The sequence below is a fragment of the Bacillus sp. FSL R5-0431 genome, assembly GCF_038002985.1.
GTDB lineage: Bacteria > Bacillota > Bacilli > Bacillales > Bacillaceae > Bacillus.
Genome location: NZ_JBBOOG010000001.1, coordinates 796,739 through 823,531 on the forward strand (window position 1 = coordinate 796,739; position 26,793 = coordinate 823,531).

24 protein-coding genes, 1 pseudogene and 2 other annotated features are annotated in these 26,793 nt (G+C 39.0%); of the genes and pseudogenes, 17 read left to right on the forward strand and 8 right to left on the reverse strand.

The window, feature by feature from the left end:
- Positions 1–96: 96 nt before the first annotated feature.
- The 5 genes from MKZ03_RS03805 to MKZ03_RS03825 all read left to right on the forward strand — a co-directional run bounded on the left by MKZ03_RS03805 (position 97) and on the right by MKZ03_RS03825 (position 6,158).
- The gene (locus MKZ03_RS03805; RefSeq protein WP_260335879.1) at positions 97–858 is read left to right on the forward strand and encodes an HNH endonuclease; all 762 of its coding nucleotides are present in this window, start codon (positions 97–99) and stop codon (positions 856–858) included.
- Positions 859–1,036: 178 nt separating this feature from the next.
- Positions 1,037–1,260 (forward strand) — a binding site (T-box leader).
- Positions 1,261–1,297: 37 nt separating this feature from the next.
- Positions 1,298–1,522, forward strand: a binding site (T-box leader).
- A 50-nt stretch (positions 1,523–1,572) separates the two neighbouring features.
- Entirely contained in the window at positions 1,573–3,495 is a 1,923-nt protein-coding gene (gene thrS / locus MKZ03_RS03810) for a threonine--tRNA ligase (RefSeq protein WP_341030989.1), read from the forward strand.
- A 173-nt stretch (positions 3,496–3,668) separates the two neighbouring features.
- A complete protein-coding gene (locus tag MKZ03_RS03815) occupies positions 3,669–4,235 on the forward strand; it encodes a hypothetical protein (protein ID WP_341030990.1) in 567 nt (188 codons plus the stop codon).
- A 17-nt stretch (positions 4,236–4,252) separates the two neighbouring features.
- Positions 4,253–5,545, forward strand: a complete 1,293-nt coding sequence (locus tag MKZ03_RS03820; RefSeq protein ID WP_341030992.1) for a hypothetical protein — start codon at positions 4,253–4,255, stop codon at positions 5,543–5,545.
- Positions 5,546–5,876: 331 nt separating this feature from the next.
- Positions 5,877–6,158 carry a hypothetical protein gene (locus MKZ03_RS03825; protein ID WP_003217864.1) on the forward strand — a complete coding sequence of 94 codons (282 nt, stop codon included), beginning with the start codon at positions 5,877–5,879 and terminating at the stop codon, positions 6,156–6,158.
- Positions 6,159–6,212: 54 nt separating this feature from the next.
- Here MKZ03_RS03825 and MKZ03_RS03830 read toward each other — a convergent pair whose 3' ends face one another.
- Entirely contained in the window at positions 6,213–7,721 is a 1,509-nt protein-coding gene (locus tag MKZ03_RS03830; RefSeq protein ID WP_334750873.1) for a helix-turn-helix domain-containing protein, read from the reverse strand.
- A 707-nt stretch (positions 7,722–8,428) separates the two neighbouring features.
- Between MKZ03_RS03830 and MKZ03_RS03835 the strand changes: the two genes are divergently transcribed.
- The 3 genes from MKZ03_RS03835 to MKZ03_RS03845 are packed head-to-tail and all read left to right on the forward strand — an operon-like array spanning position 8,429 to position 15,524.
- Complete coding sequence (locus MKZ03_RS03835) at positions 8,429–14,581, forward strand: SpaA isopeptide-forming pilin-related protein (RefSeq protein WP_341030994.1); 6,153 nt, start codon at positions 8,429–8,431, stop codon at positions 14,579–14,581.
- A gap of 21 nt (positions 14,582–14,602) precedes the next feature.
- Complete coding sequence (locus MKZ03_RS03840) at positions 14,603–15,205, forward strand: class D sortase (RefSeq protein WP_106072584.1); 603 nt, start codon at positions 14,603–14,605, stop codon at positions 15,203–15,205.
- Entirely contained in the window at positions 15,198–15,524 is a 327-nt protein-coding gene (locus MKZ03_RS03845) for a hypothetical protein (RefSeq protein WP_334750871.1), read from the forward strand. The genes MKZ03_RS03840 and MKZ03_RS03845 overlap by 8 nt, the downstream gene beginning before the upstream one ends.
- A gap of 53 nt (positions 15,525–15,577) precedes the next feature.
- Here the strand turns inward: MKZ03_RS03845 and MKZ03_RS03850 are convergent, their stop codons facing one another.
- The 3 genes from MKZ03_RS03850 to MKZ03_RS03860 form a co-directional block, all read right to left on the reverse strand.
- Positions 15,578–15,892 carry a DMT family transporter gene (locus tag MKZ03_RS03850; RefSeq protein WP_034665057.1) on the reverse strand — a complete coding sequence of 105 codons (315 nt, stop codon included), beginning with the start codon at positions 15,890–15,892 and terminating at the stop codon, positions 15,578–15,580.
- A complete protein-coding gene (locus MKZ03_RS03855; RefSeq protein ID WP_017358819.1) occupies positions 15,893–16,237 on the reverse strand; it encodes a DMT family transporter in 345 nt (114 codons plus the stop codon).
- Between the two features lie 73 nt (positions 16,238–16,310).
- The gene (locus tag MKZ03_RS03860; protein ID WP_060595824.1) at positions 16,311–16,889 is read right to left on the reverse strand and encodes a TetR family transcriptional regulator; all 579 of its coding nucleotides are present in this window, start codon (positions 16,887–16,889) and stop codon (positions 16,311–16,313) included.
- Positions 16,890–17,062: 173 nt separating this feature from the next.
- On the opposite strand from MKZ03_RS03860, the gene MKZ03_RS03865 reads away from it, so the two are divergent.
- From MKZ03_RS03865 to MKZ03_RS03880, 4 genes are all read left to right on the forward strand, one after another.
- Entirely contained in the window at positions 17,063–17,611 is a 549-nt protein-coding gene (locus tag MKZ03_RS03865) for a VanZ family protein (protein ID WP_307499315.1), read from the forward strand.
- The gene (locus MKZ03_RS03870; protein ID WP_106038442.1) at positions 17,608–18,072 is read left to right on the forward strand and encodes a DUF6884 domain-containing protein; all 465 of its coding nucleotides are present in this window, start codon (positions 17,608–17,610) and stop codon (positions 18,070–18,072) included. Before MKZ03_RS03865 ends, MKZ03_RS03870 begins: the two co-directional genes overlap by 4 nt.
- Before the next feature lie 151 nt (positions 18,073–18,223).
- The gene (locus MKZ03_RS03875) at positions 18,224–18,853 is read left to right on the forward strand and encodes a rhamnogalacturonan acetylesterase (protein WP_039167979.1); all 630 of its coding nucleotides are present in this window, start codon (positions 18,224–18,226) and stop codon (positions 18,851–18,853) included.
- Positions 18,854–19,005: 152 nt separating this feature from the next.
- Complete coding sequence (locus MKZ03_RS03880) at positions 19,006–20,046, forward strand: NAD(P)/FAD-dependent oxidoreductase (RefSeq protein WP_106038443.1); 1,041 nt, start codon at positions 19,006–19,008, stop codon at positions 20,044–20,046.
- Between the two features lie 53 nt (positions 20,047–20,099).
- Here the strand turns inward: MKZ03_RS03880 and MKZ03_RS03885 are convergent, their stop codons facing one another.
- Positions 20,100–20,429: a YnfA family protein gene (locus MKZ03_RS03885; protein WP_106038444.1), complete on the reverse strand. Its 330-nt coding sequence runs from the start codon at positions 20,427–20,429 to the stop codon at positions 20,100–20,102.
- 398 nt (positions 20,430–20,827) lie between these two features.
- Here MKZ03_RS03885 and MKZ03_RS03890 point away from each other — a divergent pair, with 398 nt between their 5' ends.
- From MKZ03_RS03890 to MKZ03_RS03900, 3 genes are all read left to right on the forward strand, one after another.
- Complete coding sequence (locus MKZ03_RS03890) at positions 20,828–21,331, forward strand: hypothetical protein (protein ID WP_106038445.1); 504 nt, start codon at positions 20,828–20,830, stop codon at positions 21,329–21,331.
- Positions 21,332–21,409: 78 nt separating this feature from the next.
- Positions 21,410–22,417, forward strand: a complete 1,008-nt coding sequence (locus MKZ03_RS03895) for a zinc-binding alcohol dehydrogenase family protein (protein WP_307499317.1) — start codon at positions 21,410–21,412, stop codon at positions 22,415–22,417.
- 15 nt (positions 22,418–22,432) lie between these two features.
- Positions 22,433–22,960: a YfiT family bacillithiol transferase gene (locus tag MKZ03_RS03900; protein ID WP_341030997.1), complete on the forward strand. Its 528-nt coding sequence runs from the start codon at positions 22,433–22,435 to the stop codon at positions 22,958–22,960.
- Positions 22,961–23,036: 76 nt separating this feature from the next.
- Here the strand turns inward: MKZ03_RS03900 and fabZ are convergent.
- Positions 23,037–23,327: pseudogene (fabZ, locus tag MKZ03_RS03905) on the reverse strand (3-hydroxyacyl-ACP dehydratase FabZ); the annotation flags it as partial.
- A gap of 141 nt (positions 23,328–23,468) precedes the next feature.
- Here fabZ and MKZ03_RS03910 point away from each other — a divergent pair.
- Both MKZ03_RS03910 and MKZ03_RS18965 read left to right on the forward strand, forming a co-directional pair.
- Complete coding sequence (locus MKZ03_RS03910; RefSeq protein WP_075611048.1) at positions 23,469–24,479, forward strand: ketoacyl-ACP synthase III; 1,011 nt, start codon at positions 23,469–23,471, stop codon at positions 24,477–24,479.
- 454 nt (positions 24,480–24,933) lie between these two features.
- Positions 24,934–25,212, forward strand: coding sequence for a DUF1648 domain-containing protein (locus MKZ03_RS18965; RefSeq protein WP_307499319.1), 279 nt, complete (start codon positions 24,934–24,936; stop codon positions 25,210–25,212).
- Between the two features lie 389 nt (positions 25,213–25,601).
- Here the strand turns inward: MKZ03_RS18965 and MKZ03_RS03915 are convergent, their stop codons facing one another.
- Both MKZ03_RS03915 and MKZ03_RS03920 read right to left on the reverse strand, forming a co-directional pair.
- Positions 25,602–25,904 carry a hypothetical protein gene (locus tag MKZ03_RS03915; protein WP_095286102.1) on the reverse strand — a complete coding sequence of 101 codons (303 nt, stop codon included), beginning with the start codon at positions 25,902–25,904 and terminating at the stop codon, positions 25,602–25,604.
- Between the two features lie 313 nt (positions 25,905–26,217).
- Positions 26,218–26,697 carry a MarR family transcriptional regulator gene (locus MKZ03_RS03920; RefSeq protein ID WP_003217817.1) on the reverse strand — a complete coding sequence of 160 codons (480 nt, stop codon included), beginning with the start codon at positions 26,695–26,697 and terminating at the stop codon, positions 26,218–26,220.
- Between the last annotated feature and the right edge of the window lie 96 nt (positions 26,698–26,793).

Consider the following 26,793-nt stretch of genomic DNA (forward strand, 5'->3'; position numbering starts at 1 on the left):
TTTATAATACAAAATTCATATTATTTCTGCTGACTAACTCTAAAAATAATATTCATTTATAAAGAAAACAATATACAGAGAGAGTGAATAGTACCATTGATGAATCAAGATACTTTTGCTGAATGGTTAAGAACTTATGCAAATATAAAACCATACTCTATAGGAAGATACTCTAAAGCTATTGGTACAATATCATTAGAATTAAGAGATTATGGATTACAGAGTTTTAATTTATTTACTTTAACTGATACTGCCTTTATCGATGCAATTCTTGATAATTCTGAGTTTAAAAAGAAGAATGAAAAAGGACATAGGATGTATAGTGTAGCTTTAAATCATTTTAAAAAATACATTGAGTATTATTATGCTTCAGAGTTACAAGCAGAACTATTTAAAGAGGAGCAGGAGTTTGAAAAATACCTAATAGGAAATTCTGCTGATATCAGTAGTGTTGATATTGAGGATAAGCCAAAAAATAAGCCTAAACATAGGTTAGTGAATAATAAAAAGGTATGGCGTAGAAATCCTAAATATGCAAGTGGAGCTATAGCCGATGCAAACTATTTATGTGAGTTTGACAATCAACACAAGCATTTTATTTCTAAGTTTAATGGAGAGAATTATGTAGAGGCTCACCACTTAATACCAATGCAATATCAAGACCAATTTGATAAAAGTTTAGACATCCATGCTAATATTGTTTCAATTTGTTTAGTCTGTCATAAAAAAATCCATTATGGACGATTTGAGGACAAAAAAGAAATATTAGATAAACTATTTAACAGTAGGATACAAAGACTTATTAAAGGTGGAATAGATATAGAAATTTCACAGTTATACTCTTACTATCAGGATTAAGGAATCTAAGGAAATTATTTCTGGCTTAATTATTCCTACAGCAAAATAGGATGCTAACAGACAAAATTTAATTAATGTCAAAAATCACCCAACATATCATTTAAAGAATGAATTTCAATTGCTCTGCACAAAATAAAGCTTTACATGTTCTATCATCATCATGTAAGATATGGAGAAATTAAAAGCGAAGAAAAGGACATGAGCCATTTTTACTGGTTACCAGAGAGGGAAGTCACGCTGAAATCTTCCTAACGCAGGAAATGGTCTTACCACCTTTGAGCTGTATTGGGGAAAATTGAAGTATCCAATACCGTCTACGCCACGTTACGGCACCAGAGCCATAAAGCGAATACGCGTTATGGGAATTTGGGTGGAACCACGGATCACACATTCGTCCCTCTATGAGGGATGGGTGTGTTTTTTTGTTCACTCCTATATCATCATTGCTTTGAAAAGGACATGAGCAGCTTTTATCGGTTACTAGAGAGGGAAGTCACGCTGAAATCTTCCCAACGCAGAAAAGTTGTCTTACCACCTTTGAGCTGTATTGGGGAAAATTGAAGTATCCAATACCGACTATGCCACGTTACGGCACCAGAGCCATAAAGCGAAAATGCGTTATGGGAATTTGGGTGGAACCACGGATTACACATTCGTCCCTTTATGAGGGATGGGTGTGTTTTTTTATATCAAAAAATGAAAGGTGTGTCAGTCATGAAAGAAAACATGGTGAAGATTCAATTTCCAGATGGAAAGATAAAGGAGTTTTCTGCAGGTACGACTGTCGCAGATGTTGCCTCCCATATTAGCCCGAGTTTAAGGAAAAAAGCAGTGGCAGGAAAGATCAATGATCAATTGGTCGATGTAAGTCACCAGCTGGACAGCGATGCTGGGCTGTCTATTGTCACACTCGATTCAAAAGAAGGGCTTGAAGTGCTGCGCCATACATCTGCACACATATTAGCCCAAGCGGTGAAAAGGTTATACGACAATGTCACACTTGGAATCGGACCTGTTATCGAAAATGGATTTTACTATGATATGAAGCTCAATCAAACATTAAGTGTAGAGGATTTGGCTGTAATTGAAAAAGAAATGGAAAACATCATAAACGAGAATCATCTCATCCAAAGAAAAGAGGTATCTTACAAAGAAGCTGAATCGTTGTTTGCACATGATCCATATAAGCTGGATATTTTAAAAGGTCTACCCTCTCAAGAAGCCATCACAGTTTATCAGCAAGGAGAATTTATCGACTTGTGCCGTGGACCACATTTACCTTCTACTGGGTACTTAAAGTCATTTAAACTAACACGTGTTGCAGGGGCTTATTGGCGGGGAGACAGTCATCAAGATGTATTGCAGCGAGTGTATGGTGTAGCGTTTCAACATTCAAAACAACTAGCTGAATATCTTCATTTCATGGAAGAAGCAAACAAGCGTGATCACCGAAAATTAGGGAAACAATTATCACTATTTATGTTTTCAGAAGAAGCGCCAGGTATGCCGTTTTATTTACCAAAAGGTCAGCTTGTCAAAAATGAATTAATGGCTTTTTCTAGAGAAGTGCGAGGCAAAGCGCAATATGAAGAAGTGAGCACACCGTTTATGATGAACCAAGAGCTTTGGGAAAAGTCGGGACACTGGGATCATTATCATGAAAATATGTATTTCTCAAAAGTAGACCATACAAGCTTTGCTTTAAAGCCGATGAATTGTCCGGGACATATGCTCATGTTTAAAAATAGCTTATATTCATACAGAGACCTTCCGATCAGGATGGCTGAATTTGGTCAGGTGCATCGTCATGAATTTAGCGGAGCATTAAATGGATTGTTCAGGGTCAGGACATTTTGCCAAGATGATGCCCATATTTTTTTGAGAGAAGATCAAATTGAAGCTGAAATCAAACAAATTTTCCAATTAGTTGATCATGTGTATCGGACATTTGGGTTTGAGTACTCTGTGGAACTATCCACTCGTCCTGAAAAAGCGTTAGGCGATGATGCCATTTGGGATATCTCTGAATCAGCGCTAAAGAATGTGCTTGATCGGCTAAAAGTCGATTACCAGCTAAATGAAGGAGATGGCGCATTCTATGGCCCGAAGATCGATTTTCATATGAAAGATGCTTTGCAGCGGAGCCACCAATGCGCCACAATTCAGTTAGATTTTCAAATGCCTGAGAAATTTGATTTAACATATATCAATGAAAAAAATGAAAAGGTACGGCCAGTTGTCATTCATAGTGCCATTTTCGGTTCTCTGGATCGTTTCCTTGGCATTCTCATCGAGCATTTTGCAGGCGTCTTCCCGTTATGGCTGGCACCAGTACAAGTACAAATCATCCCTGTCTCAACGGTTCACCTCGACCACTGCGTTGAGGTGCAGCAGCAATTAAGAAAGATCGGAATAAGAGTGACAATCGATGAACGGGATGAAAAACTCGGCTATAAAATGAGAGAAGCACAAATGCAAAAAATCCCTTATATCGCTGTCATTGGCGATACAGAAATGGAAGAAAAAACACTGAACATCAGACAGCATGGAGAAAAGACATCTAGACAGCTGTCTGTTGATGACTTTAAACACCTGGCAGCTCAACAAATAAAAGACAGAACAGCTGCTCAAATATGATGTGCTGATTTCATGAAGAAAGATAAGACGTTCATTGAATGATGGGCGTCTTTTCATTTGCGAAAAAAGCCGAATTGACAGTAGAAAGGGAAAATATTGAAACATTTTTTCGGTAAAATCGTAATAAAGATAGAGCGTTCAACAGAAACATTTAAAACGGAGAGGAGTATTACATGGAACAAGCTGCACTGAAAAAGATGAGGACAAAACAAATAGCTGTCTCTAATTTAATAGCCGCTATCATAATCGTCGCTTTTTTTATGTTGATCCAAATTGTTGAAATTCGATTTACACATTTCTTTCTTTGTTTAGGAATTTTAATGCTCCTTCAAAGCATTTATGGTTTTATTAAAAAAGGATCAACAAAGTCTTTCATTCCAATTTTCGAGCAGATAGCTATTTATGAAAAAGAAAAATTGGGGAAAGAGTGGGAGAAAGAACAGAAGATGGATAATATTTGGAAACTGATATTGAGTGGGCTTATGTTCTTTCAGTCTTTTAGCTTCCAAGATGTATCGAACCCATTCTTTGATATCCAACCTATATTTCTACTTTTCTTATTGATTATGGCTCTAGCTCTTATCAATATTAGCATGCTTTTTCGCTTTAGAAAAATCGACCGATCTACTGAAGTCGAATTAACAGGTTATACAAAAGAGTCAAACATAATGGGAATTGCTTTAGGACTCTTGATGGCTATTGTCATCTTCAGCTTTATCGTTATTTTTGTTCTTCCATAAAACTTAACCATTTTGAGGTGAATCCATTGAATGCAAACATACAACAATTGATTGATCAGACAAAGGCGAAATTTGGCTTAGATCTTTATCATCTAAAAAGACACAGCTTTCATCGTTACGTCAATATGTTTAATGAAACGATTTATACATTGAATATGGAATGGTTCCCCTCTCATGAAGCTGAACCTGAGGACGACGATGTCAACCCAGACGGCACAGCCGTTATTGAAGTGAATTTGAATACGGGACAGGTGGAAACAGTTATTTTTGTCATGGACAAAACCTATGCGCAGCATGGTGTCACATTTAAGAGACCATATCCAGCTCATGTCATTCAATGGATCGAACAAGAAACAGGGTTGATCTATGGTGAGCATTTTCACATGCATCAGAAGGAAAAAGGGGGACTTTTTTTCGAAGAAGCAATAGATGGTGTGAAAGTGACGCCTTCAGGCAGAATTGATGTGAAATGGGATGAACATGGACAGCTCATGTACTTTACACACCACGGCCCATTTTTAGCCAAAACATTACTGAGAGCTGAGGAATTCACGCTTTCTATTGATAAGCTGGAGAACTTAGCCGAGCAGCAAGTGCAGCAGTTTCAATGGCCATCCTTCGAGCACAATCGAATTCGAGCAATTTATGCATTAGAAGAAATCTATGTCAAGAACGATGGAACAGGAACGCTTCCGTTTGAACTTGGGCGTGGAGAAACGCATTGTATACACATGAATGAGATCATTGAGTGGAATGAACCGTTAAACAATGCCTTTGAAAAAAAGGAAATGAATATTCATGAGAACATTTCAGCTGAACAAGCTTTCTCATTGGAACCGTCACCAGATACCTTCCCGATATCAAAAGAAGAGCAAGCTGAGTGTATCAAATCAATCCGAAGATTCTTGGCGCAAAAATATCCAAAGGATACAGGGAAGTGGGTTCTGAAAACACTCCAACGTGATCATGGATACATCCATGCGATATTAAAAACGAACGGGCAAGAAGGCAGTGGGTTTATGGACAAGATCAAGGTCTTCATTGACGCCAGCTCGTTTGAAGCCGTTAATTACATAGATAAAAAAGAAATGTTTCAAGTGTGCGGGATACTGAGTCCTTCTCAAGCAGCAAGTGAAATTTCTGTATCTCAGAAAGAAGCCTTTGAAAAATTGAGAGAACGTCTTGAACTTACACCTATCTACGTCTATGACGAAGTGCAAAAACAATATGTTCTATGCGGAAAGCTCGATTGCCATGATGGTGTTGATGCAGAGAGCGGCGAAGTGTTTTCTTTGAAAGACCTCTCATAATTTCTGAAAGAACAGTGAGGAGCTGTTCTTTTTTGTCTCATTGCACCAATTTTTTGAAGGAATTTGGAAGTTTGTAGCAGGAAGTTGTCGTTTCATCACGAAAGAAACAGATAAGAATATGATCATAGGTCCATCGGTTGGAATATAGTAGACGTCATACATAGTAAACACTCCTGACAGTAAAGTTGATCTACAATGCTTTTTGAAGAAAAATGAAATCGTGTCTCTAGTAGTATACGACATTTGGTGGACTGACATCATAGGATGACTCGAACACGTTTGTTTTTAGGTAAGCTTGAAGCCATGATAGAAGAAAGTGAGGATATCTGCCTTGAGTACATTGGAAGTGTTTCGTCAGTTTTTGGTTGACCATTATCCTGCGTTACAAGATGAGCTTTGGCTGAAAGATGTTGATACCCTTCGAATCTCTCCTATTCTTCATCCTTTTCTGAAAAGCAAGCTGCCAGAGGGGATCGAAAAATTCACTTGTGTCCTATTCACGCAGCAGACAGATCAAACCGCTGCACCGCTCAAAGTATACCTTCTATTAGATGAATATGAGCAATCACTTTACGCCATTGATTTGATGAATGAACAAATCGTGCTTCATTAATACAGAAGCAAAAAGCTGCTTGAGAAGCTCTCAAGCAGCTTTTTTTGATGAACATTAGTCGATCATATCAACCAATCTTCGGTTCAAGTTGTCCAATTCTTTCTTTGTTGGAAAAGAGCTGATCAGCAGTGTATATCGTCCAAATTGAATAGGGAGCTCGGTATCGGTCACGATCATATCAATCCCAAGTTGATCCATCGTTACATCATTTAATGTATTTTCTGGACTTGTAAAAGTGTGGATGAGAGGAGGCACGCTTAATTTAATTAAATCTGCTATAAACAAACTATGATAATAACCTAATGTTGAAATAACAAATATGTTCAACACGTTTCTTCGCTCCATTTCAAATTGAACAAGCCCTCTCCAGGTAGACGTAATGATACGGATCAATTCCCGTTCATTTTTCACAAAAGAAGCGAGTATATCGTCTGTTTTTAACTCTTGGATGATATGAGTAATCCTCGAATAGAAGTAAGGAAGCTGCTCTTTCACCTCTGATAAATAACTCGATTTCTTTTTGAAAAGGAATCCATCTCTCACGGTAATTTCCTTAGAATACACATAATATTGGAGAAGAATCAGTGTCATCACCTTGCGATTAGCCACCTCTTGATGATAAATCAACTCCAATTGATTGATAAATGAATGAATGGCTTCAAAGAGGTGTGGTGTATGCGATTGAAAGAACGTCAACTTTTCTTCGACAGATTCAATTGATTTAAAGTGGCCAATAGCTGGTTCGATCAATAGTAAAAAGACAAATTCGTGATGATCCAGTGTAATACCAAAAATGTCCTTTGTCATTTGGCAAATGTGCTCTTCCCAGTTTTTGATTTGATTATAGATACCTTTGGCTGTAGAGGTCTGTTTTTCTTCATTCATCGAGTACGTATAATTGCGTCGTATGGTAAAATTTTTCCTCACTCGGTGAATGGAAACACCGAGCCACAGGCAGTATTTATCTATAGCCACATCTGGTACATTGACTTCGAGCACCTGAAATAGCTCTTGTAATAAATCAACTGCGTCTTGCTTTTGAATATCATCGAATGGCCAAAGCCGGCTTCCATACACTTCAAACAAAAACTCAACAAAGAATTGACGAATCTCCTTCTCATCCCCATGGAACTGCATACTATCTGGGCGTAACTCGATGTCATAGGATGTAAGGATCGAATTGATTTTATGAATGGTGTTATACAATGTTGATCTACTAATATTAAGCGTGTCCATCCATTCATAGAAAGACCTGTTTTGTTCGAAAAAAATGCCGTCAATCAATCGAATTTCAATCGTATCTTTTAATATTTCCTTGATATAGTAGTCTACTCGTATCGTCTGTGTATAACAAATGGATATGCCTTGTCTTGGCTTTATGTGGATTAACGGCTCTCCATTCTCTGTTTTGAACGATTTCATTTGTTCTAAATCGCTTTGAATGGCACGAACCGAACCGATATGTTCATTCGATATTTCTTGAAGGCTCCACCACTTATTTTTGGATACAAGCAGTTTTAAAATTTTTATCCATCTCTTTGATTTATTATCAATGAGCTCCATCAAACAACTAACTCCTTCCCTTGGCTTGCCTCTATATTATGAAGTTCACTTAAAGAACATTTGATTCTCAAAATAGGCATGAAATGATTGTAATGTTTAGGCTAAATCGTTTTGTCTTCACTTTTGATGATAAAAGAGAAAAAAATTAGACGAAAACAAATGTTATTCGCTGATTCTCCATATTTTTCTTTTAAAAGGTGATAAGTAAGCCATGAATCCTATAAAAATGGATCATTTTAGATATTTTGTTTATTTTTTTGCTGTTGAAACGGTAAATGTAAGAATAAAACGGAGAAGCTTTTTGATTACCATATGAAAGGGAGTAGAAAGGAATGCGATCTATATGATGCTGAACTGTCTCACCATACATACCATATGATACATGCTTGTTTCATATGAACGAACCATATGTGAATACATGATTATATAAGCATGTAAACATCATTTGTTGTTCATTCCAGTATAAATAGAAAATTCACATTTATTTTTTCATGATCCCTCTCACTATTCCCCATTTCTATAGACCCCTATCCAGTTACTATATCCACTACTCATGATTACCTTTCAAGCTCATGATTGATCATCTCATTTTATTCATAGGGTCTTAAGGTGCAATTTTTAGAAAATATTTGATTAGAAACGGAGTGGTTTATCAGACAAGATACAAATGGTTTTTTATCGTTGTTGAAAATTAATTTTAGAAAAGGGTGGATGTATTGAAAAGAATATTGTCATTGGCTCTCATCGCGGTGTTAGTCATACAGTCTAGTATATTAGGAATCTTGCCTCTGGCAGGGGCACAAGCCAAAGAAAGCCAAGAAAACATTTATGGGGATATTGAGTTTGCTGATAGCGAAGGAAACAAGTTATCAAACATGGAAGATCAGCAAGTAAGAAAGGCCACTGTCCATTGGTCTATAAAAGGAATTGATCTAAAAAAGCAATATCCGTATGTTCTCTCTCTTCCTTCAGCCATTCAGGTAGAGAAGGAGCAGAATGAACCAATTATTGTCAATGAAGTATCTGTTGGAGAGTATACCGTTTCAAAACAAAATGAAGTGACGGTCATATTTAAAGAAGATGTTGAGCTTGATCCAAATTTAGAAGGATCAATAGACATCGATGTCACTAGTATAGCTGAGCAAAAAGAGAAAACAAAGCAAAACGAGCGTGAAGAAAGCCTTCCAAAAGATGACACAACCTCAACTGAGAAAGACAAAGCAGCTAAGAATCAAGAAGCCGCTCAAACGAAACAAAGCGATGAGGATGAATTACTAAAAAACAAAGTGAGCATATCTAAGCGTGTAGGGCTGCAAAGTGTTTCAAAACAAATGCTGATACAAGAAAATCTCCTCACTGATGCGAAATTGATATTTGAAGATCAGGGAGGAAATTCAGTTGATAGGCCTGATATCAACTCGCTGATTTCCATTAACTATAAGTGGGCCATCCCGAATGGGCATAGCTATAATGGCGGTGATGAATTCCATTTCAAGGTTCCAGAGGAATTAGTGATTTACGAAAAAATCGATCGTCTCGAGATGAAATTTAATCAAGCAACCATTGGTTATTTTTCTGTAGATGAAAGTGGAAATGCCTCCATCGAATTCACTGACTTTATCAAACAATATTCAAATATCCATGGAACACTTCAAGTGTGGACGCAATTAGATAAAAAAACTGTCATTACTGAAGAAAAAGAAGTGGTCATTACTCCAATTGAAGGCAAAGATACGATATCGATCCCGATTCAATACATTCCAAATGGCCCAAATGTCTCTAAAAAGGGAAAACCCAATCGATCTTACAATGCTGAAACCATTCAATGGACAGTCGATTTTAATATGGACTTAGACGATGTGAAACAAGCGAGACTGTTAGATCCGATTCAAGAGGGGCAGGCGTTAAAAAAAGATTCAATCAAGCTTTATCGTGTTGATACAAAGCTAAATGGTGAAACATCGATTGGTCAGCAGCTTGACGAAAACCACTACACCATCGGCCAAACAGCAGATGGTCAAGATTTCACGATTGAATTTAAAGATGACGTGCATCTAGCTTACCGTTTAATGTATGAAACGGACATTACGAATCAAGATCAGTCTGCGTTTCGTAATAAAGCGTCCCTTGTCTCTGCTGATAAAGTGATTAGTTCAGCAGAAGGAACAGTGAATGTGACTAGAGGCAGCCCTTTAAATAAAAAAGCCGCCCACTACGACCCAGTCACACAGACGATTACCTGGGAAATTCGTTATAACTATAACGAAAAAACGATTGCTAAAAAGGATGCTTTGTTAGAAGACTTCTTTAATGGCACACAGGCGCTGATATCCGATTCATTTCAAGTCAAGGAAGTCACAATTGATCAGAATGGCAAAGAATCAGGAACAAAAGCGTTTGAACATTATGTGGTTCAACCTCAAAAAAAGGATGAACAAAACGGGTTTACCTTGCAATTCAATCAAGATATTCAATCGGCTTATCTCATCACATATCAAACAAAAGCAACCGAGCGGATTTTTGAAGCTGAAGAGATTATCAATACTGTAACAGCTGGCAAAGAGAGCAAACAAGGGAAGCAAAGAATTGACCAGCAAATCCTAACGAAAAATCATGGAACACCGAATTACAAGAACAAGACCATTCCATGGCGTATCACCTTCAACAAAGATCAACAAACCATGAACAACCTGATATTAAAAGATACGTTTACAAACGAAGGATTGACGCTGCAAAAAGATAGTTTAAAAGTGACGACAGGAAATACAGTGCTTGAAGAAGGCACAGATTATCAAATAGTTGAACATGCAAATGGATTTGATATTCAATTTACGAAAGAAATAAAGACAGAACATGTAGTCACATATACAACGTCTTTTGATTATGAAAAAAGAGCAAATAAAGATCAAAAGAACCTGCGTAATCATGTAAAGCTTGAATGGGTAAATGAAGATGGCAAGGATTTGACGAAGGAAAATCAGTCTGTCTTCACGCCTGACACATACACGCAGTCAAATGGGTTCAAGAACGGAACATATGATGCAAAGAAAAAAGAGATCACCTGGAATATCGGTGTGAACTATAACTTGAAACATTTAGAAGAGGCGAAAATCGAGGATTTCATTCAAGGAAATCAGCGTTTGCTTAAAGATTCAATCACCATCTACTCGCTTGATTTACATGGCGGGGAAAATGGAGCAGAAGAAAAAGAGGTATTAGCGAAAGAACATTATGACATCAAATTCCTTGAAAATGAAAAAGGAGAATCAGGCTTCGAAGTCATTTTCAAAAAAGCCATTGATTCCCCATACAAAATCACGTATCAAACAAGTGTTGAAGGAATGGATTTAGTACAGAAAACCTACGAAAATAAAGCGGCCCTTTATGATGGAAAGACGAAAGAATCAGACGTGAATGCTGTGGTGTCCATTCCAAATGGAGGGAAATACACGAGCAAATCAGGAAATCAGCAAGGGAAGGTTATTGATTGGAAACTGAATATCAACTTTGGTCAATCAACAGTCCAAGATGCGACGATTATAGACCATCCGAGCAGTAACCAAGCAATAATAGAAAACTCATTTCATCTCTATTCGACGACAATAGATGAAAAGGGGCAAGTGACCAAAAAGGAAGAGCTAGAAAAAGGGAAGGATTATGAGCTAGACCTTGAATTCGATCCAGACTCTTTTCAAATCAAATTTAAAGAAGACATCACCAGACCATATATTTTAGAATATCAATCTCTCATTTTAGATAAGGTGGGAAGTACACTTCAAAACGAAGTAACGTTTAGAGGTGAAAATGTAAAAGAAATAAAAAAGGAATCCGAAGCCTCAATTGTGGTAAAACGCACCGCTGGCATGGGAGATGGCACGGGAGCGATTGGCGCTTTAACCATTAAAAAGGTAGATGCGAGTAGTGGAAAAGTGCTAAAAGGAGCAAGCTTTTCTCTGACAGATGCTGCGAGCGGTATCGTCATTGGAACAAAGGCAACAGATGAAGAAGGAGCTCTTCGATTTGATCGTCTCTTGTATGGTGACTATATAGTGACAGAAGTGAAAGCACCTGATGGTTATATGAAGCACAAGGAACCGATCCATGTAACGATTGATCAGCCTTACGAATCAGGAGATCAAGCGAAAACAGGAAATAGCATGACGGTGCAGAACCAAGAAATCCGCCAGCATGTCAAGTTAACAAAAAAAGACAAAGAGACGGGTGCAGCATTAGAGAATGCAGAATTTGAACTAAAAAATGAATCTGGAGATACTGTCCAAACCCATTTGAAAACGGACGAAAAAGGAGAAATTCTTTTCAAACATCTTGAGCCAGGTTCCTATTATTTTGTTGAGATAAACGCACCGAAAGGCTATCAATTAAATCAGCAAAAATGGCCGTTCACAATTAAAGAGAATCAAACAGAAACAACGACTGTAACCGCAGTAAATGACATGATAAAAGGCTCTGCAGAATTGAGCAAAATAGGCGAAGGCGGAGAGAGACTAGAAGGTGCACAATTCAAGCTCTTAGATCAAGATGGGCATGAGCTAAAAGATTCGCTTGTCACAGGAGAAAATGGCAAGATCACGATAAACGAACTAAGACCGGGTACGTATCAGCTCATTGAAACAAAAGCACCTGATGGTTATGTATTAGATGAAACGCCAATCAAATTTGAAGTACCACTCGATCCAAAGGAACCGGTCATCATTTCGAAAAAGAACCTATATGAAACAAGTGCATTAGAAGTGATGAAAGAAGGAGAAGATGGCAAGAAGCTTCAAGGTGTTCGATTTGAAGTCATGGATCAAAATGACGAAGTCGTGCGTAAAGATTTGACAACAGATGAAGATGGGAAGCTTTTGATCGACAACCTCAAACCGGGCAAATATCAGCTCGTGGAGACAGAGAGTATTGATGGTTACCAAAAGAAAAATAAACCTTATCCTTTTACCATCGAAATCGCACAAAAAACTCAGGCAGAGATAAAAGTAATCAATGATCTTAAAACTGGAGCTGTCCAGTTCACGAAGCTCGGTGAAAAGAATGATGTGCTTAAAGGAGCAGAATTCAAGCTTTTAGATGCAAATGGAAAAGAGATTGAAACGGGTCTCGTCTCAGATCAGAACGGGCAGATCACAATCAGCGATCTTAAACCTGGAACCTATCAGTTTGTTGAAACGAAGGCTCCATTCGGTCATGAGCTTGACGAAACACCTGTCACTTTTGCTATTCCATTTAACCCACAGAAGCTGGTCAGTGTCACAAAAGAAAATAGCCGCACAACAGGCGGAGTGCTGTTACACAAAAAAGGCGAAGATGGGAAATCATTAGAAGGGGTTGTCTTTGATCTATCTGATGCCAAAGGAAAGATAGTGGCAGGAGGAGAAGGGATTACAACCAATCAGGAGGGAAAAATCACCTTCACAGGTCTAAAACCTGGAACCTATCAATTTGTTGAAAGAAAGAGTCTTGAAGGCTATGAATTGAGTGCGAAACCACTTGTCTTTCAAGTTGAATTAGGTCAAAAAGAGTTGATTCAAGTGGAGGCAATCAATCAGCTCAAGAAAGGTTCTGTAGAACTAACAAAAATAGGGGAAGAAAAAGAAAGATTGAAAGGCGCAGAATTTACACTTTTCAATGACGATGGTAAAGAATTGATGTCAGGTTTAACAACCAACGAGAAAGGCATCATCACTGTAAACGATTTGAAACCAGGCGCTTACCAATTGGTTGAAACGAAAGCACCTTTTGGACATAAACTAGATGCAGAACCAGTAGACTTTAAGATTGATTTCAACCCAAATCAACTGGTGAAAGTGACAAAAGAAAATATTCGGACGACAAGTGCTGTGAAGCTTCAGAAAAAAGGGGAGGATGGACAGTTGCTCGCTGGGGTGACCTTTGACCTGATTGATGAGCATGATCAGCGTATTCAGAAAGACTTAAAGACAGACAAAAACGGTCAACTGACAGTCGATCAACTGAAACCAGGAACCTATCAATTTGTCGAAACAGCAAGCATTGCCGGCTATGAATTGGATCAGACACCTGTCTCATTTACGATTCGTTTAGGTCAAGACAAACCAGCAAAAGTAGAAATGATCAACAAACTGACGCCGGGAGCAGTGGAACTGACCAAAGTGGATGAGGAGGGACATACGCTCGAAAATGCAGAGTTTGCTCTTCTGAGTAAAGAAGGGAAAACGTTGAAGACATCACTTGTAACGGACCAAAAAGGAAAGCTTCACATCAACGATCTAAAACCGGGAGAATATCAATTCGTTGAAACGAAAGCACCTCATGGCTATCAATTGGATCATAAGCCGATCCTGTTTACCATTGAGAAAAATCAGCAGAAGCCACTTCAATTAACAGCGAAGAATCACTTGATCTTAGGAAGTCTGCGTATCATAAAGGTAGACCAGCAGACAGATAGAACCTTAAAAGGTGCAGCCTTTGACATTCGTACAAAAGCCGGGAAAACCATAAAATCTGTGACAACAGGAAAAGACGGAGAAGCCATTGTCAAAGGGCTTAAACCTGGTGAATATACACTCACAGAGACGAAAGCTCCAAATGGTTATGTAGCTTTAAAGAAACCACTCATCTTTACAATTCAAATGGGCGAAGTGGAGATCAAGACATTGATTGTGAAAAATGCACCAGTGAAGAATGAAGAGGATCACACGAATCCTCCAGCCTCACCTAAAGGTGATCAACATCCGCCTCATGACTCAAACGGTGAGCTGCCAAAGACCGGAGAAGAATGGCTGCGTTATTTGATGTATGCAGGGATTTTACTAGTAGTTTTTGGAACTGTTCTCCTTGTTCTTAGAAGAAGAACCATTCAGTAAAAGGAAGGAACGAGTGTATTGATGAAAAAAAGAACCTTATTAGGCAGCTTTTTGGTGTTCACAGGGCTGATGCTCATCTCCATTCCTTTTATATATGAGTGGCGAACTTCTCAAGAGACAGCGGCAATGGAACAGGCATTAAAGATGATTGAAGAAAATGACAGTGATGCCCTTTCTTCTATTCCACATTTAACTGTGTCAGAGGAAGACCTACGAGATGTGATGGAGCTAGAGATCCCGTCAATTGATTTAAACGAAAAAGTGCTTCCAGTTACATCAAAAGAAAATTTAGGTATTGCACTGACTCAAATCAAATCTCATCAAATGCCAGGTGAAGGGAATTTCACGATTGCAGGCCATAGAGGGTATAGAGGTGATCGGCTTTTCCGGCAGCTGCCAGAGGTGCCGAAAGGAGAAAAAGTCGTCTTACATCATCAAGCTGAAACATACGAATATAAAATTGTCAGCTCTGCTACGATTGAACCGACGGATGTTGATGTACTAAAGGATCGCGGGAAAAATGAACTGACATTGATCACTTGTACACTTGATGGCCAGAAACGCTTTGTCTTAAAAGGAATACGAATCAATGCTTCAAAGGGTGAGCAACCGTCGGATGTATAACACCAACATAATAGATGATGGGTACGATGGAAAAGTAGCGCTCACGACCGACATGTTACACCAATTGTTATCAGAGCATTATCCAACATTAAAAAACGAACTTTGGGATGTTGATGTAGATACAATTCGGACTTCGCCTATTCTTCATCCTATATTAAAAAGAAAGCTTCCAATTGGTATCGAGAAATTCACCTGTGTTTTGTTCACACAGCAGACAGCAGCTTTTGGGGAACCTTTGATTGTGTACTTTTTATTAGATGAAAAAGGCGGATCGATTTACGCAATGGGTCTCTTGCTCGAGCAGCATGATCCACATTAAACGAGAAATAAAAAAGGAAGGGGCTTTGACTCCCTTCCTTTTTTGTCAATCAATCACGCAAACAACTTCAGCCCGACCACACCAATCACGATCAGCAGCAAGCTGAGTATACGAATCATGTTTTTCGGCTCTTTAAATAGAATCATATTAAACAAGACAGAGCCCGCCGTTCCAAGTCCAATCCAGACCGTATAGGCAACGGATACTTGAACGGAAGAGAACGAGGCGTATAAAAACAAAAAGGATAAGGCAAATCCGCCAACAAATAAAATGCCTGTCGTGATTTGCTTTTTCTTACTGAACATATTGAGACCAATGGTTCCGCCAATTTCAAAGGCAGAGGCTAACAGCACAAAAAACCAGCCCATTTATACCGCTTCTCCTTTCTGCTCATGTGCATCTCCATCAGACACTTTCAGTCCAATAATGCCGAGAATTAAAATGCCCATAAATAAGAGCTTTTCTAATGAAAACGAACCGCCAAACAGCGCATAATCCATCAAAGACGTACCAATCGTTCCAACTCCGGCAAACACGGCGTACACGGTCCCTGTCGGCAGCTTCTCGCAGGCTTTCATTAAAAAATAAAAATCAACCGGGATCAGGCAGATAATGATCGCCCACTCCCACACAGCATCAGCTTTATTTAAACCAAACACCCAAAGTAATTCGAATAAACAAGTGAGTGCGACATACATCCAGCTTTTTTTCATCCTATTTCCTCCTAAAACTGACGATTCGTCATTTTGAAGCCAAAAAAGAGCGTACAGCAAGTGCTGTACTAAGTTAAGGTGTCTCTATGCCAAGTGCGTAAAGGAGAAATTGCTTCACCTCTCGCTTTTGAATCAGAACCTCTTCTGTATCTGTTTCTGTAAATAAGTACATTTGCTCAGCAGACGATTCCAGTAAACCGATAATGAATTTAGCGGCATATTGACAGTTCAAATTCGCACGGACTCTTTTATCCTGCTTAGCTTTTTCTAAAAAAGCAGCGACCCATTTGTAAATCGGCTCATAAATATCTTCCCATTCCTTTAAATGCTCCGTGGCAGCTAAACCTGAGTAGGTCAGAGCAAGGACGTCACGGTATTGTCTTGTAAAAGAGAAGATGAATTCAACAAGCGCATCTGCTTGATCGAGGACATCCGCATGCTGTGTTAATTCTTTTTCAATAGCGGGGACCATCTGTGAGATCAGATATTCTGCGATAGCAGGCATGACAGACAGCTTTGAAGGAAAATATAAATAATATGTTCCTTGTGCCACTCCTGCTGCTTTCACAATATCCGAAATGGTCGTCTTTTCAATTCCTTTTTCTTTAAACGCGTCAATGGCAGCAAGCATAATCTTTTCTCGTTTCGACACATCTTCACCGACCTTAAATGACTGAATGTCAGTCAGTTTAGCGGAAAAATGACGATTTGTCAATATGGTATTCTCGTCATTGAATATGAGAATAAGTGATGAATAGATGCGGGCAGGCCTGAATAAGCTGTAAATATGGTCAAGCATCATGTGAGAAAGGGGCAGCTCTCCGTATGACATCCAGTGCTATAGTTTCCATTGCTTATTTTCTCCTGCTCGTCCCGCTCTATCTACATATGAGATACAGACAGGCGAAAAAGCAAAAACGATTTATCTATTTACGTACAGAATTAGTTCTTGCCTGTCTATTTATTTATACGAATGTTTTATTATATTTGACGGTCTTTCCAAATCGTTTTTCCGCACCAAGGGATCAGGTGAGTGTCAACCTCATGCCTTTGCAGTCCATTTATCAAAATCTTCACGCCTACCATCACGGCTATCCCAATCTTGTTTTTTTGAATCTGGCAGGGAACATTTTGTTATTTGTGCCACTTGGTTTTTTTCTCTATCAAGCATTCCGAACCTTACGCTGGCAAAAGGCGATTCTTGCTGGCTTTTTCTTGTCAACCATGATTGAAGTGCTTCAATGGGTATTCTCGCAATCTGGTATCATTACAAGAAGCAGCGATATTGATGATATTCTCTTAAATACACTTGGCACAGCGCTAGGCTGTATGTTGTATCGGATGTATCGACGAAGGAAGGAGAAAATCAAGTGAAGCGAGTTTGTATCATTCCATGTGGGGCGAAGAAAATTTGGGACGTCCATCCAGAAGCAGGAAGCCAGCCGGCGAACCTCGTTTATTTAAGTCCGCTGCATCAGCGTACGAAAAGCTATGCCCAAACGTTCTTTTCAGACTGGCTGATTTTATCAGCGAAGCATGGATTCTTAAAGGCAGATGAGATCATTCATGAAAATTATGATGTGGCTTTTGGTACACCGCATGCTGATCAGATAACATGTGAAGGACTAAGTGAGCAATTTCATGAAAAACATCTCACTGCATATGATGAACTAGTGATACTAGGTGGAAAGAAATATCGAAAGGTGATCGATCCTTTATTACTTCCTCATCAGACAGCGATTTATCCGCTGACTCCATATAAGGGAATTGGTTACATGCTTCAGGCGTTAAAGCAAGCTGTTGAGACAAAAGTAGAACTTCCGCCGCATATTTAACGTATTCACATCGACCGGTAAGCAGGGTTTTCATCATCAAAAAGAGAATCAATGAAGTAGCGATGCTAATTGTTTCATATCTTTTCAGCAGCCACTAGGATGTCCGCATCGCTTAGAAGAGGTGGCTATTTGAAAAAGGGGGCGTATGAACATGACAACCATCTATTTAGCTGGTGATTCAACCGTTTCATCTTACCCAGACCGTCCTGTTCAAGGAGGATGGGGAGAGTTTTTACATCGCTATACAGCGCAAGGCGTGAGCGTCGACAACCGCGCAATCGGTGGAAGAAGCTCAAAAACATTCATTGAAGAAGGACGGCTTGATAAAATATTGGCTGACATTCAGCCTGGGGACTGGCTGTTCACCCAAATGGGGCACAATGATGCTTCAACGGAGAAGCCCGAGCGGCATACAGATCCTTTCACGACGTATAAAAGCTATTTGTCTCAATATATTCATGGAGCAAGAGCGAAAGGAGCAACACCGCTTTTATTAACGCCAGTCGGCCGCTTTCATGAAAAAGACGGAGAATATATCAATGATTTCCCAGATTACTGTGCCGCTATGAAAGAACTAGCTGATGAAGAAGAAGTCCTTCTCGTTGATTTGAATACGGCAAGCCTTCAGTTTTATCAAATTTCCGGCATAGAGAAAACGACCTCTTACTTTATGCTGTCAACAGGCATAGAGGATCGCACGCACTTTACAAAAGAAGGAGCAGATGCGATTGCAAGACTTGTTTCGCTGGAATTAAAAGACCTTGGATTAACGATTGTGTGATGGATGACAGGACGAGAAAACGCTCGTCCTGTTCTTTTTTGCAGAAAGCTATTGATTCCCTTCACCAGAGTAGACTACAATAGGTACATATGATAATGAGAATCAATATCACTTATAAATAGATCAATCGATGAAAAACTGGAGGGACTCAAATGACAGAGCAGCTTGAATTGTTTGACGTCACCATTATTGGCGGCGGTCCAGCAGGCATGTACACCGCCTTTTATAGTGGGATGCGGGATTTAAAGACGAAGGTACTTGAGTATAACGAAAGCCTTGGCGGAAAAATCCTACTGTATCCTGAAAAGGTCATTTGGGATGTAGGCGGTTTGCCGCCAACAAGAGGCGAACAGCTGATTCAGCAGCTGGAAACGCAGGCGAAAACATTTGAACCAGAGATCGCCCTGAATCAAAAAATCACGTCATTCGAGCGAGATGAACATCAGAACATTTTGCTGACGGCTGAAAATGGTGATCGCCATTTGACGAAGACCCTCATTTTAGCGATGGGCCACGGCATCCCTGTCCAGCGGAAACTTGAAATCGAGCATGCAGACCGCTATGAAGTGACAAACCTTTATTACACAGTGCAGGAGCTTAAGACATTTGCAGGAAAACGGGTTGTTATCTCTGGAGGCGGCGACTCAGCGGTTGACTGGGCAAATGCCCTCGTTCCAATTGCGGAAAGTGTCACCGTCGTGCATCGCCGTGACATGTTTGGCGGACATGAGAAAAACGTCGCCAACATGAAGGCATCTTGCACACGAATTTTAACCCCGCATGAACTGACAGAACTTCATGGTCAAGCCGATAAAATTGATGCTGTCACCATCCAAAACATAGAGACAGGTGAAATCGAGCGAATGGAAACTGACGCTGTCATCGTCAATCACGGCATGAAAGGCGATTTAAGTGTTCTATCAGAATGGGGACTCAAGCAGGGTGAATGGGGACTGATCGAGGTCAATGAAAAAATGGAAACCAATTTACCAGGCGTCTATGCGGTAGGTGATTTATGTACACATAAAAGCAAGGTCCGCTTAATAGCTGGGACATTTGTTGACGGAGTCAATGCGCTCAATAGCGCGAAGCTTTACATCGAACCAGAAGCCGAAAAAGTGGCGTATGTTTCTTCTCATAACGAACGCTTTAAAGAGAAGAACAAAGAATTACAAACGGCTGGAGCTCGTTAAAAAATAATCTCATAAAAGTGCTGCCCATATGTGGCAGCACTTTTTATATGAGGCTATGAATGGCGGGGCGCAAATAACATCACACTGACTCCGGCTAAACAGATCAAAGCACCGATCCAGTCGTAAAAATCAGGCGTTTTTCGATCGACCCACCAGCCCCAAAACACAGCAAGAACCACAAACACACCGCCATAGGCCGCATAAACTCGTCCAAAGGTCGGGAACTGCTGGAAGGTAGGGATGATCCCATAAGCGACGAGGATGAGGCTCCCAGCAATCCCGTAGCTGACGGGTTTGGCTTCACGCAGCCAAAGCCACACAAGGTAGCCGCCGCCAATTTCTGCTATTCCTGCTAATAAAAAAAGAACGATCGTCAAGATCATTGAAGGACACTCCAATTCGTTTCGTTACCTTCTATTATGACATGTTGAAAAAATGAGTTCTACTTCAATTAAATTGTGAGGGAGATGAGAGTTTGCTAAAATCTACTGAACAGAGAATGGAAACACATGGATTCTTGACTTTTTGGATATTAGTGATCCAAATGACCGTTTTTTTCGTAAAGTAAGTACATTCTCATGAGGAGCACACTTCCTTTTTCAGCTACCGTGGCAGTCACCCTTGAACCAAAAAAGGATAACCAGCTTCCGCAAGGACCTGTCGTACTAAGCGCTGCATTTTAAGTTTGATTCATGAAGGGTGCCTTTTGGAGGCATCCTTTTTCTATTGAAAAAGGAAACTTTTTGGCAAATAAGACGTAGTACATATGGAGGTGAAACAGATGAAACCATACATAGAAAAAGAACTATTTCTCTTATCAGTCAGACACGCATGTATTGCATGTTATTTTTTAGTGTTTCCGTTTGCTGCACAAGTCCTTTATACCCCATCACCTTTATTGATCGCCCTCATCGCTCTTTTTATGACTCATAACTTAGTAGAATGTATCATTTGGTTTTACAAATCGAGAAAGATCAGGAAGTGCCAGTCAGGCGATCTCCCCAAACGAGGGCACGTCTTTGTCCAGCTCATGCAGAGGCTGGAACAGCTGATGATGATCGGTTTTGTTGTTTTCTTTATCAATGAATGGCTACAGGGAGCGGCTGATCTCCAAACTCTTTCACTAGCTATTTTTCTATTGATGATTTTTTTCCTGCAGCACATTCAGTTTTATTACTTCCAGCTATTCTTTAAATCCAAAAGCTGGTTCTTCTATGTTCCTTCATTGCAAAAGGGACGTCCTTCTTATATAGCGAGGGAGCGAAAGGCTTTGAAGAGATCCTAAATGTGCAACCTATCCAAAAACATCAGAAAATTATGATAAAATGTGTAAAAGAAGCATGGAGAAAGGGTGTGCGAGCGAGTGAAAGCCGTTGGACTATTGGAGTACTTACCGATTGAGCATGAGCAAAGCCTGATGGATCAGGAAGTAGAAAAGCCTAAAGCAATGGGCAGGGATATACTGGTGAAGGTAGAGGCAGTCTCAGTGAATCCAGTTGATACAAAGGTGAGATCACCGAAGGATCAGAAGGAAGAAGAACTGAAAATTCTTGGCTACGATGCAAGCGGCACGGTTGTTGAAGTCGGTGAAGCGTGTACATTATTTCAGCCAGGTGACCACGTATACTATGCGGGAGATATCACGCGTCAAGGCTCAAATAGTGAGTATCAGCTTGTGGATGAACGGATTGTGGCGAAAAAGCCTGCCAATCTCTCCTTTGCAGAAGCAGCCGCGATGCCTCTGACGACCATTACGGCATATGAAGCGTTATTTGACCGGATGCATATGAAGCGAAATGCAGAAGGGGCAACACTGCTAATCATCGGTGGTGCAGGCGGGGTAGGTTCTATCGCCATTCAACTAGCCAAATTAGCGAATGCCACTGTGATCGCCACCGCATCAAGACCTGAAACAAAAGAGTGGTGTCTGTCATTAGGTGCCGATCATATCATTGATCATCATGAGCCGCTTCTCGTGCAGCTTCAGGAAAAAGGAATAGGCGAAGTGGATTTTATTTTATGCTTAAATGACACAGATGGACATTTCAAAGGCATGGCAGAAGCCATAAAACCCCAAGGCACGATCTGTACCATTGTCGAGAACCAGCACAACCTAGACATTCAATTACTCAAAAATAAAAGTGCTGCATTTGTATGGGAGTTCATGTTCACACGCCCTATGTACAAAACAGCGGACATGATCAAACAGCATGAGCTTTTGAAAGAGGCGGCTGAGTTATTTGAACAGGGGACATTGACGCATACCTTAACAAAGGTTCTCAGTCCGATCAATGCTGCTCATTTGAAACAGGCACATCAAACGCTTGAGCAAGGAAAAATGATTGGTAAATTTGTGCTGGAAGGATTTTAAGAGAGGGGAGAGCGTATGACGTCATTACAATATCCGATTGGCTTATATGAACCGGTTGAAGAAAAAACGAAAGAACAGCTTGAGGCATGGATTGATCAGTTGGCTGCGATTCCACAAGAGTATGAAGCGGTGACCTATCAGTTGACAGATGGTCAGCTGGATACACCCTATCGGCCTGGAGGATGGACCGTCCGTCAGCTCATTCATCACGTAGCAGACAGCCACCTGAATGCTTATTTACGATTCAAACTTGCGCTCACAGAAGAAACACCAAACATCCGTCCATATGATCAGGCGGGATTCGCCGAGCTTCCAGATAGCAAAGCGCCCATCAGCCTATCACTGCCCTTAATCAGCAGTCTGCACCGCAGATGGGTTACATTACTTCGAGGGATGTCAGAGGAAGACTTCACTGCGTCCTATTATCACCCAGCCGATCAACAAACGGTGTCCTTATATGATGCAACAGGTATGTACGTCTGGCACTCAAAGCATCACCTTGCCCATATCACGGAATTAATCAAAAGAAATCAATGGAATTAAAGGAGTAAACACATGTCTGGTAGAAGAATTGTCGGCGCCATGTTTGTTTGTATGGCGGCATTGTTTTATATAGCGAAATATGTTCTTTTGGAGATACGTTATAGTAACAGCTTAATAATCCAATTTTCCCTCGATTTTCATCTTTCATTAACATAATAACTGCACTTACTTGTGCCAACGCTTCTACAATTAGAACACCTGGCAATACTGGATATTCTGGAAAGTGACCATTAAAGCACTCTTCATTAGTAGTAACATTTTTAATTCAAACTGCGCGTTTTCCCTCCTCTATTTCAAGAATACAATCAACTAATAAAAACGGATAACGATGTGGAATAATTTCTTTAATTTGTTGAGTATTGAACATGACTCCCTCTCCCTTTTTATATTTTCACAAGCGGATTTTCAATTATCAGTATTTTCATTTTTAATTTTTGACAATATTAGTATCTGGTACTAATATTAGATTATAAAACTTAGTGTAATTATAGTAAAGGGGGAGAAACAAATGATGTCAAAAGCAAGAATTACAGCTATTGGTACCTATGTACCTGAAAAGAAATTAACAAATTTTGAGCTTGAGCAAATGGTCGAAACAAGTAATGATTGGATTATCCAAAGAACAGGAATTCATGAACGTAGAATAACTCGTTCTGATGAATTTACCAGTGATTTATGTGTATCTGCTGTAAAAGATTTAATGCACAGATATAATAAAAAAGTTGAAGATGTAGATATGATTATTGTAGCAACTAGTACACCAGATTTCCCATTCCCATCTGTTTCCAGCATAATACAGGATCAATTAAATATAAACCAAGCAGGTGCTATAGATTTAAGTGCAGCGTGTGCAGGATTTGTTTATGCATTGCATACAGCAAACGGTTTAATTTCTTCTGGACTCCACAAAAAGGTATTAGTTATTGGAGCAGACACAATCTCAAAAATTACGGATTATGCCGATAGAAGTACATGCATTCTATTTGGTGATGGTGCTGGTGCAGTATTAGTTGAAAGAGATGAACAATCCAACGACTTCATTGGATTCCATCTAGGAAGTGATGGAAGAGGAGCGCAACATGTATATCGTTCTGGACTATCAAAAAAGGTCAATGATATTGAGTTAATCGATACTCAATGTCTTGTACAAAATGGTAGAGAAGTTTTTCGATGGGTTGTAAGAAATATTCCAGACAGCATACGAAAGATTTTAGAAAAAACACAAACGAGTTTAGATCAAGTTGATTGGTTTATACCCCATAGTGCTAACTTAAGATTGATAGAACCAATTTGTGAAAAATTAGAATACTCATTGGAAAAGACACTTTATAGCTTAGTCAATTATGGAAATACCTCTGCTGCTACAATTCCTTTAGCTCTTGACCTTGGAATCCGTGAAGGAAAAGTCAAAAATGGAGATCGAGTTCTTATGTACGGTTTTGGGAGTGGTTTGGTTCACGCAGGACAACTTTTAGAAATAAATTTTGACCAACTAATTAATGCTCCAACCCCGTTGTAATAGATTTTACATAATGATTGACAAAGAAATGAATTTGATTTTAAGAATTGGTTGCCAATTGACAACTCAGTTTGCTTATCTTCAATTATTGGGTGCGATAGTTAAATATTACATTTTTTAGTAAATTGAAAGTTTGAAGGTGCGAACTAGGGATTATTTATATAAGAAAGGCTGTGAAGTTAATTAAGAGATTATAAAGCAATGCTATTTGATTTAGATGACACCTTACTTAATAGTGATAGGGTTCCGCCAGCATTTCGGAAAAAAACCACGTTAAGCAAAAACATACAATAAGCCGTCCATATGGACAGCTTATTTACATAAAATTCGTTATTGGAAGTGCATTTTTGTCATTAATTACTTTGAGGGTTATAAATTAAAATACATATTTTACAAATGATATATTAACATTCTATAATTAATTATAATGATTTTTTGGTGGGTAAGGAGAGATATGTATTGGTTATTTAACAATAAAGTTCTTTTAGCAGTTATTGTATTAACATTTTTAATTTCTATCTTAGCTTATCCGTTTAGTTATAACGAAATTCCGATACATTTTAATGGATGGAATGAGTCTGATTTAATTGTAAAAAAATATAACGGACTTTTTATTTCTCCAGTATGTATGATTATTGCCTATTATATGAATAAAATTTCAATTCAAGCTTTCTATGCAATATATTTATTTGCGATTCTTCAAATGGTAATAATTTATATGGCTATATATTAATTTAAATTATTATTTGATCTTATTCTAAGGAAAACATGAATACTTTATACAAACCTAATTAACATAACGTCTCATTTAACGGTAGCAAATATAGAGGAGGAACCCTACTCTCACAAGGGACCCCCTTTTTTTGTTCTATAAATCTATGCATTTTTTTATACATTCCTATCTGGCGCGGTTTTAGGGTCCTTGTTTGTTACTTGATTATCTTAAAAGTTGTATAAAATCTTGCATACTCTTAGCATGTTTTTTTCCGAAATTCTGGCGGTACCCCTTAGCGTGGGTTTTATGTCATTTGGTTGGCGGGACCCCATTCCTGGTATTGCCCGGAAGTTTATTTTTTGAACTTCCTTAAAAATCAAAACTATTGCACACACCACCTTCAAAAATCATTTCGTGTCACCGGTCAGCTCGTAATCATCTTTATCAAAAGAAACTGTCACTCTGTCCAAACGATTTCCACCAGGATACAAAGTAAGCTGTTGGTCAAATTTTATTCCAAAGGGTGAGACTGTTTGATGGATCAGGTTTAAAACCTTAAAACATTCCAAGTCAACTCCTTCTTTTAATTGATTCTTAAGATTAATAAGAATCAAACTTTCAACTTGTTCAAATTTAGGTTTACGAGTTGATATTCCCTGATCTTCACAGAGTTTTATCAACAAATTTTTATAATGATCTCTTTCTGCCATAAATACACCTCACTAATAAATAGGGAATTAGCAAGATGAATAACATTTCTTCTGCCTGGAAAACTCAATTCTTTTATTCGTTTTTATATGACTTCTTATAACGATCTAACTTACTCTTAAATGTTTGGAATACTTCTTCTGTATCTCATCAGTACTTTTACAGACCTTACAACTTAAATCATGCCCTCCACCAACTACCTTTTATGGGATGACAGGGGAGTTATTCAAAAAACGTTTATCCTCTCAGATAAACAAGTAGAAGAAGAACTAAAAAAGACGGATCTCAAGTGACCGTCTTTTTTCCTTTTCATGTTTAGCCGCGTTCAGGACGCAGTGCTTTTTCTAAAATAGCTAGACCTTCGTTGACTTTTTCTTTTTCCTCGTCATTGAGTCGTTGCAGGGAATTTTTGATTTTTTCGTGTCCTTTTTGATAAATGCTTCTGAAAATATTTTTCGCTTCCTCCGTTAGTTCTACGACAATGATTCTCCGGTCACGCTCAGAGTGCTTTCGCTCAACAAAGTGAGACTGTTCTAACCGGTCAAGCAGACCTGTCATATTGGACAAAGACGCGCCCATTTTTTCAGCGATTTCGGATACTTTGAGAGAGCCATGGTTATTGAGCAGCATGAGCACCTTCATTTGAGGCATACTCATATCGAGCTTCATCCATTCTGAAACATCTCCAAGACCTGCAGCTGTGAGTACTTTCATATAAAGCACCCATGTCTTTTTTTCCTCTGGAGATAGAATCTCTTCTTTTAATACAGTGGTGTCATGAATATTATATTCCACGCTTGTTCACTTCCTTTAAGCGGCTCTTTTCTCTATACTACTGATTTTTACTTCTAATTGAAAGGTTCGTCAAGCTTTTGAATGTTAAACTGCATG

What these genes read in the sequence shown, in the direction of transcription:
- thrS (WP_341030989.1), top strand. Translation starts at nt 1,573, where the DNA reads ATGAAAGAAAACATGGTGAAGATTCAATTTCCAGATGGAAAGATAAAG.
- MKZ03_RS03815 (WP_341030990.1), top strand. Translation starts at nt 3,669, where the DNA reads ATGGAACAAGCTGCACTGAAAAAGATGAGGACAAAACAAATAGCTGTC.
- MKZ03_RS03830 (WP_334750873.1), bottom strand. Translation starts at nt 7,721, where the DNA reads ATGGAGCTCATTGATAATAAATCAAAGAGATGGATAAAAATTTTAAAA.
- MKZ03_RS03840 (WP_106072584.1), top strand. Translation starts at nt 14,603, where the DNA reads ATGAAAAAAAGAACCTTATTAGGCAGCTTTTTGGTGTTCACAGGGCTG.
- MKZ03_RS03845 (WP_334750871.1), top strand. Translation starts at nt 15,198, where the DNA reads ATGTATAACACCAACATAATAGATGATGGGTACGATGGAAAAGTAGCG.
- MKZ03_RS03850 (WP_034665057.1), bottom strand. Translation starts at nt 15,892, where the DNA reads ATGGGCTGGTTTTTTGTGCTGTTAGCCTCTGCCTTTGAAATTGGCGGA.
- MKZ03_RS03855 (WP_017358819.1), bottom strand. Translation starts at nt 16,237, where the DNA reads ATGAAAAAAAGCTGGATGTATGTCGCACTCACTTGTTTATTCGAATTA.
- MKZ03_RS03865 (WP_307499315.1), top strand. Translation starts at nt 17,063, where the DNA reads ATGACATCCAGTGCTATAGTTTCCATTGCTTATTTTCTCCTGCTCGTC.
- MKZ03_RS03875 (WP_039167979.1), top strand. Translation starts at nt 18,224, where the DNA reads ATGACAACCATCTATTTAGCTGGTGATTCAACCGTTTCATCTTACCCA.
- MKZ03_RS03880 (WP_106038443.1), top strand. Translation starts at nt 19,006, where the DNA reads ATGACAGAGCAGCTTGAATTGTTTGACGTCACCATTATTGGCGGCGGT.
- MKZ03_RS03885 (WP_106038444.1), bottom strand. Translation starts at nt 20,429, where the DNA reads ATGATCTTGACGATCGTTCTTTTTTTATTAGCAGGAATAGCAGAAATT.
- MKZ03_RS03890 (WP_106038445.1), top strand. Translation starts at nt 20,828, where the DNA reads ATGAAACCATACATAGAAAAAGAACTATTTCTCTTATCAGTCAGACAC.
- MKZ03_RS03900 (WP_341030997.1), top strand. Translation starts at nt 22,433, where the DNA reads ATGACGTCATTACAATATCCGATTGGCTTATATGAACCGGTTGAAGAA.
- MKZ03_RS03910 (WP_075611048.1), top strand. Translation starts at nt 23,469, where the DNA reads ATGATGTCAAAAGCAAGAATTACAGCTATTGGTACCTATGTACCTGAA.
- MKZ03_RS18965 (WP_307499319.1), top strand. Translation starts at nt 24,934, where the DNA reads ATGTATTGGTTATTTAACAATAAAGTTCTTTTAGCAGTTATTGTATTA.
- MKZ03_RS03915 (WP_095286102.1), bottom strand. Translation starts at nt 25,904, where the DNA reads ATGGCAGAAAGAGATCATTATAAAAATTTGTTGATAAAACTCTGTGAA.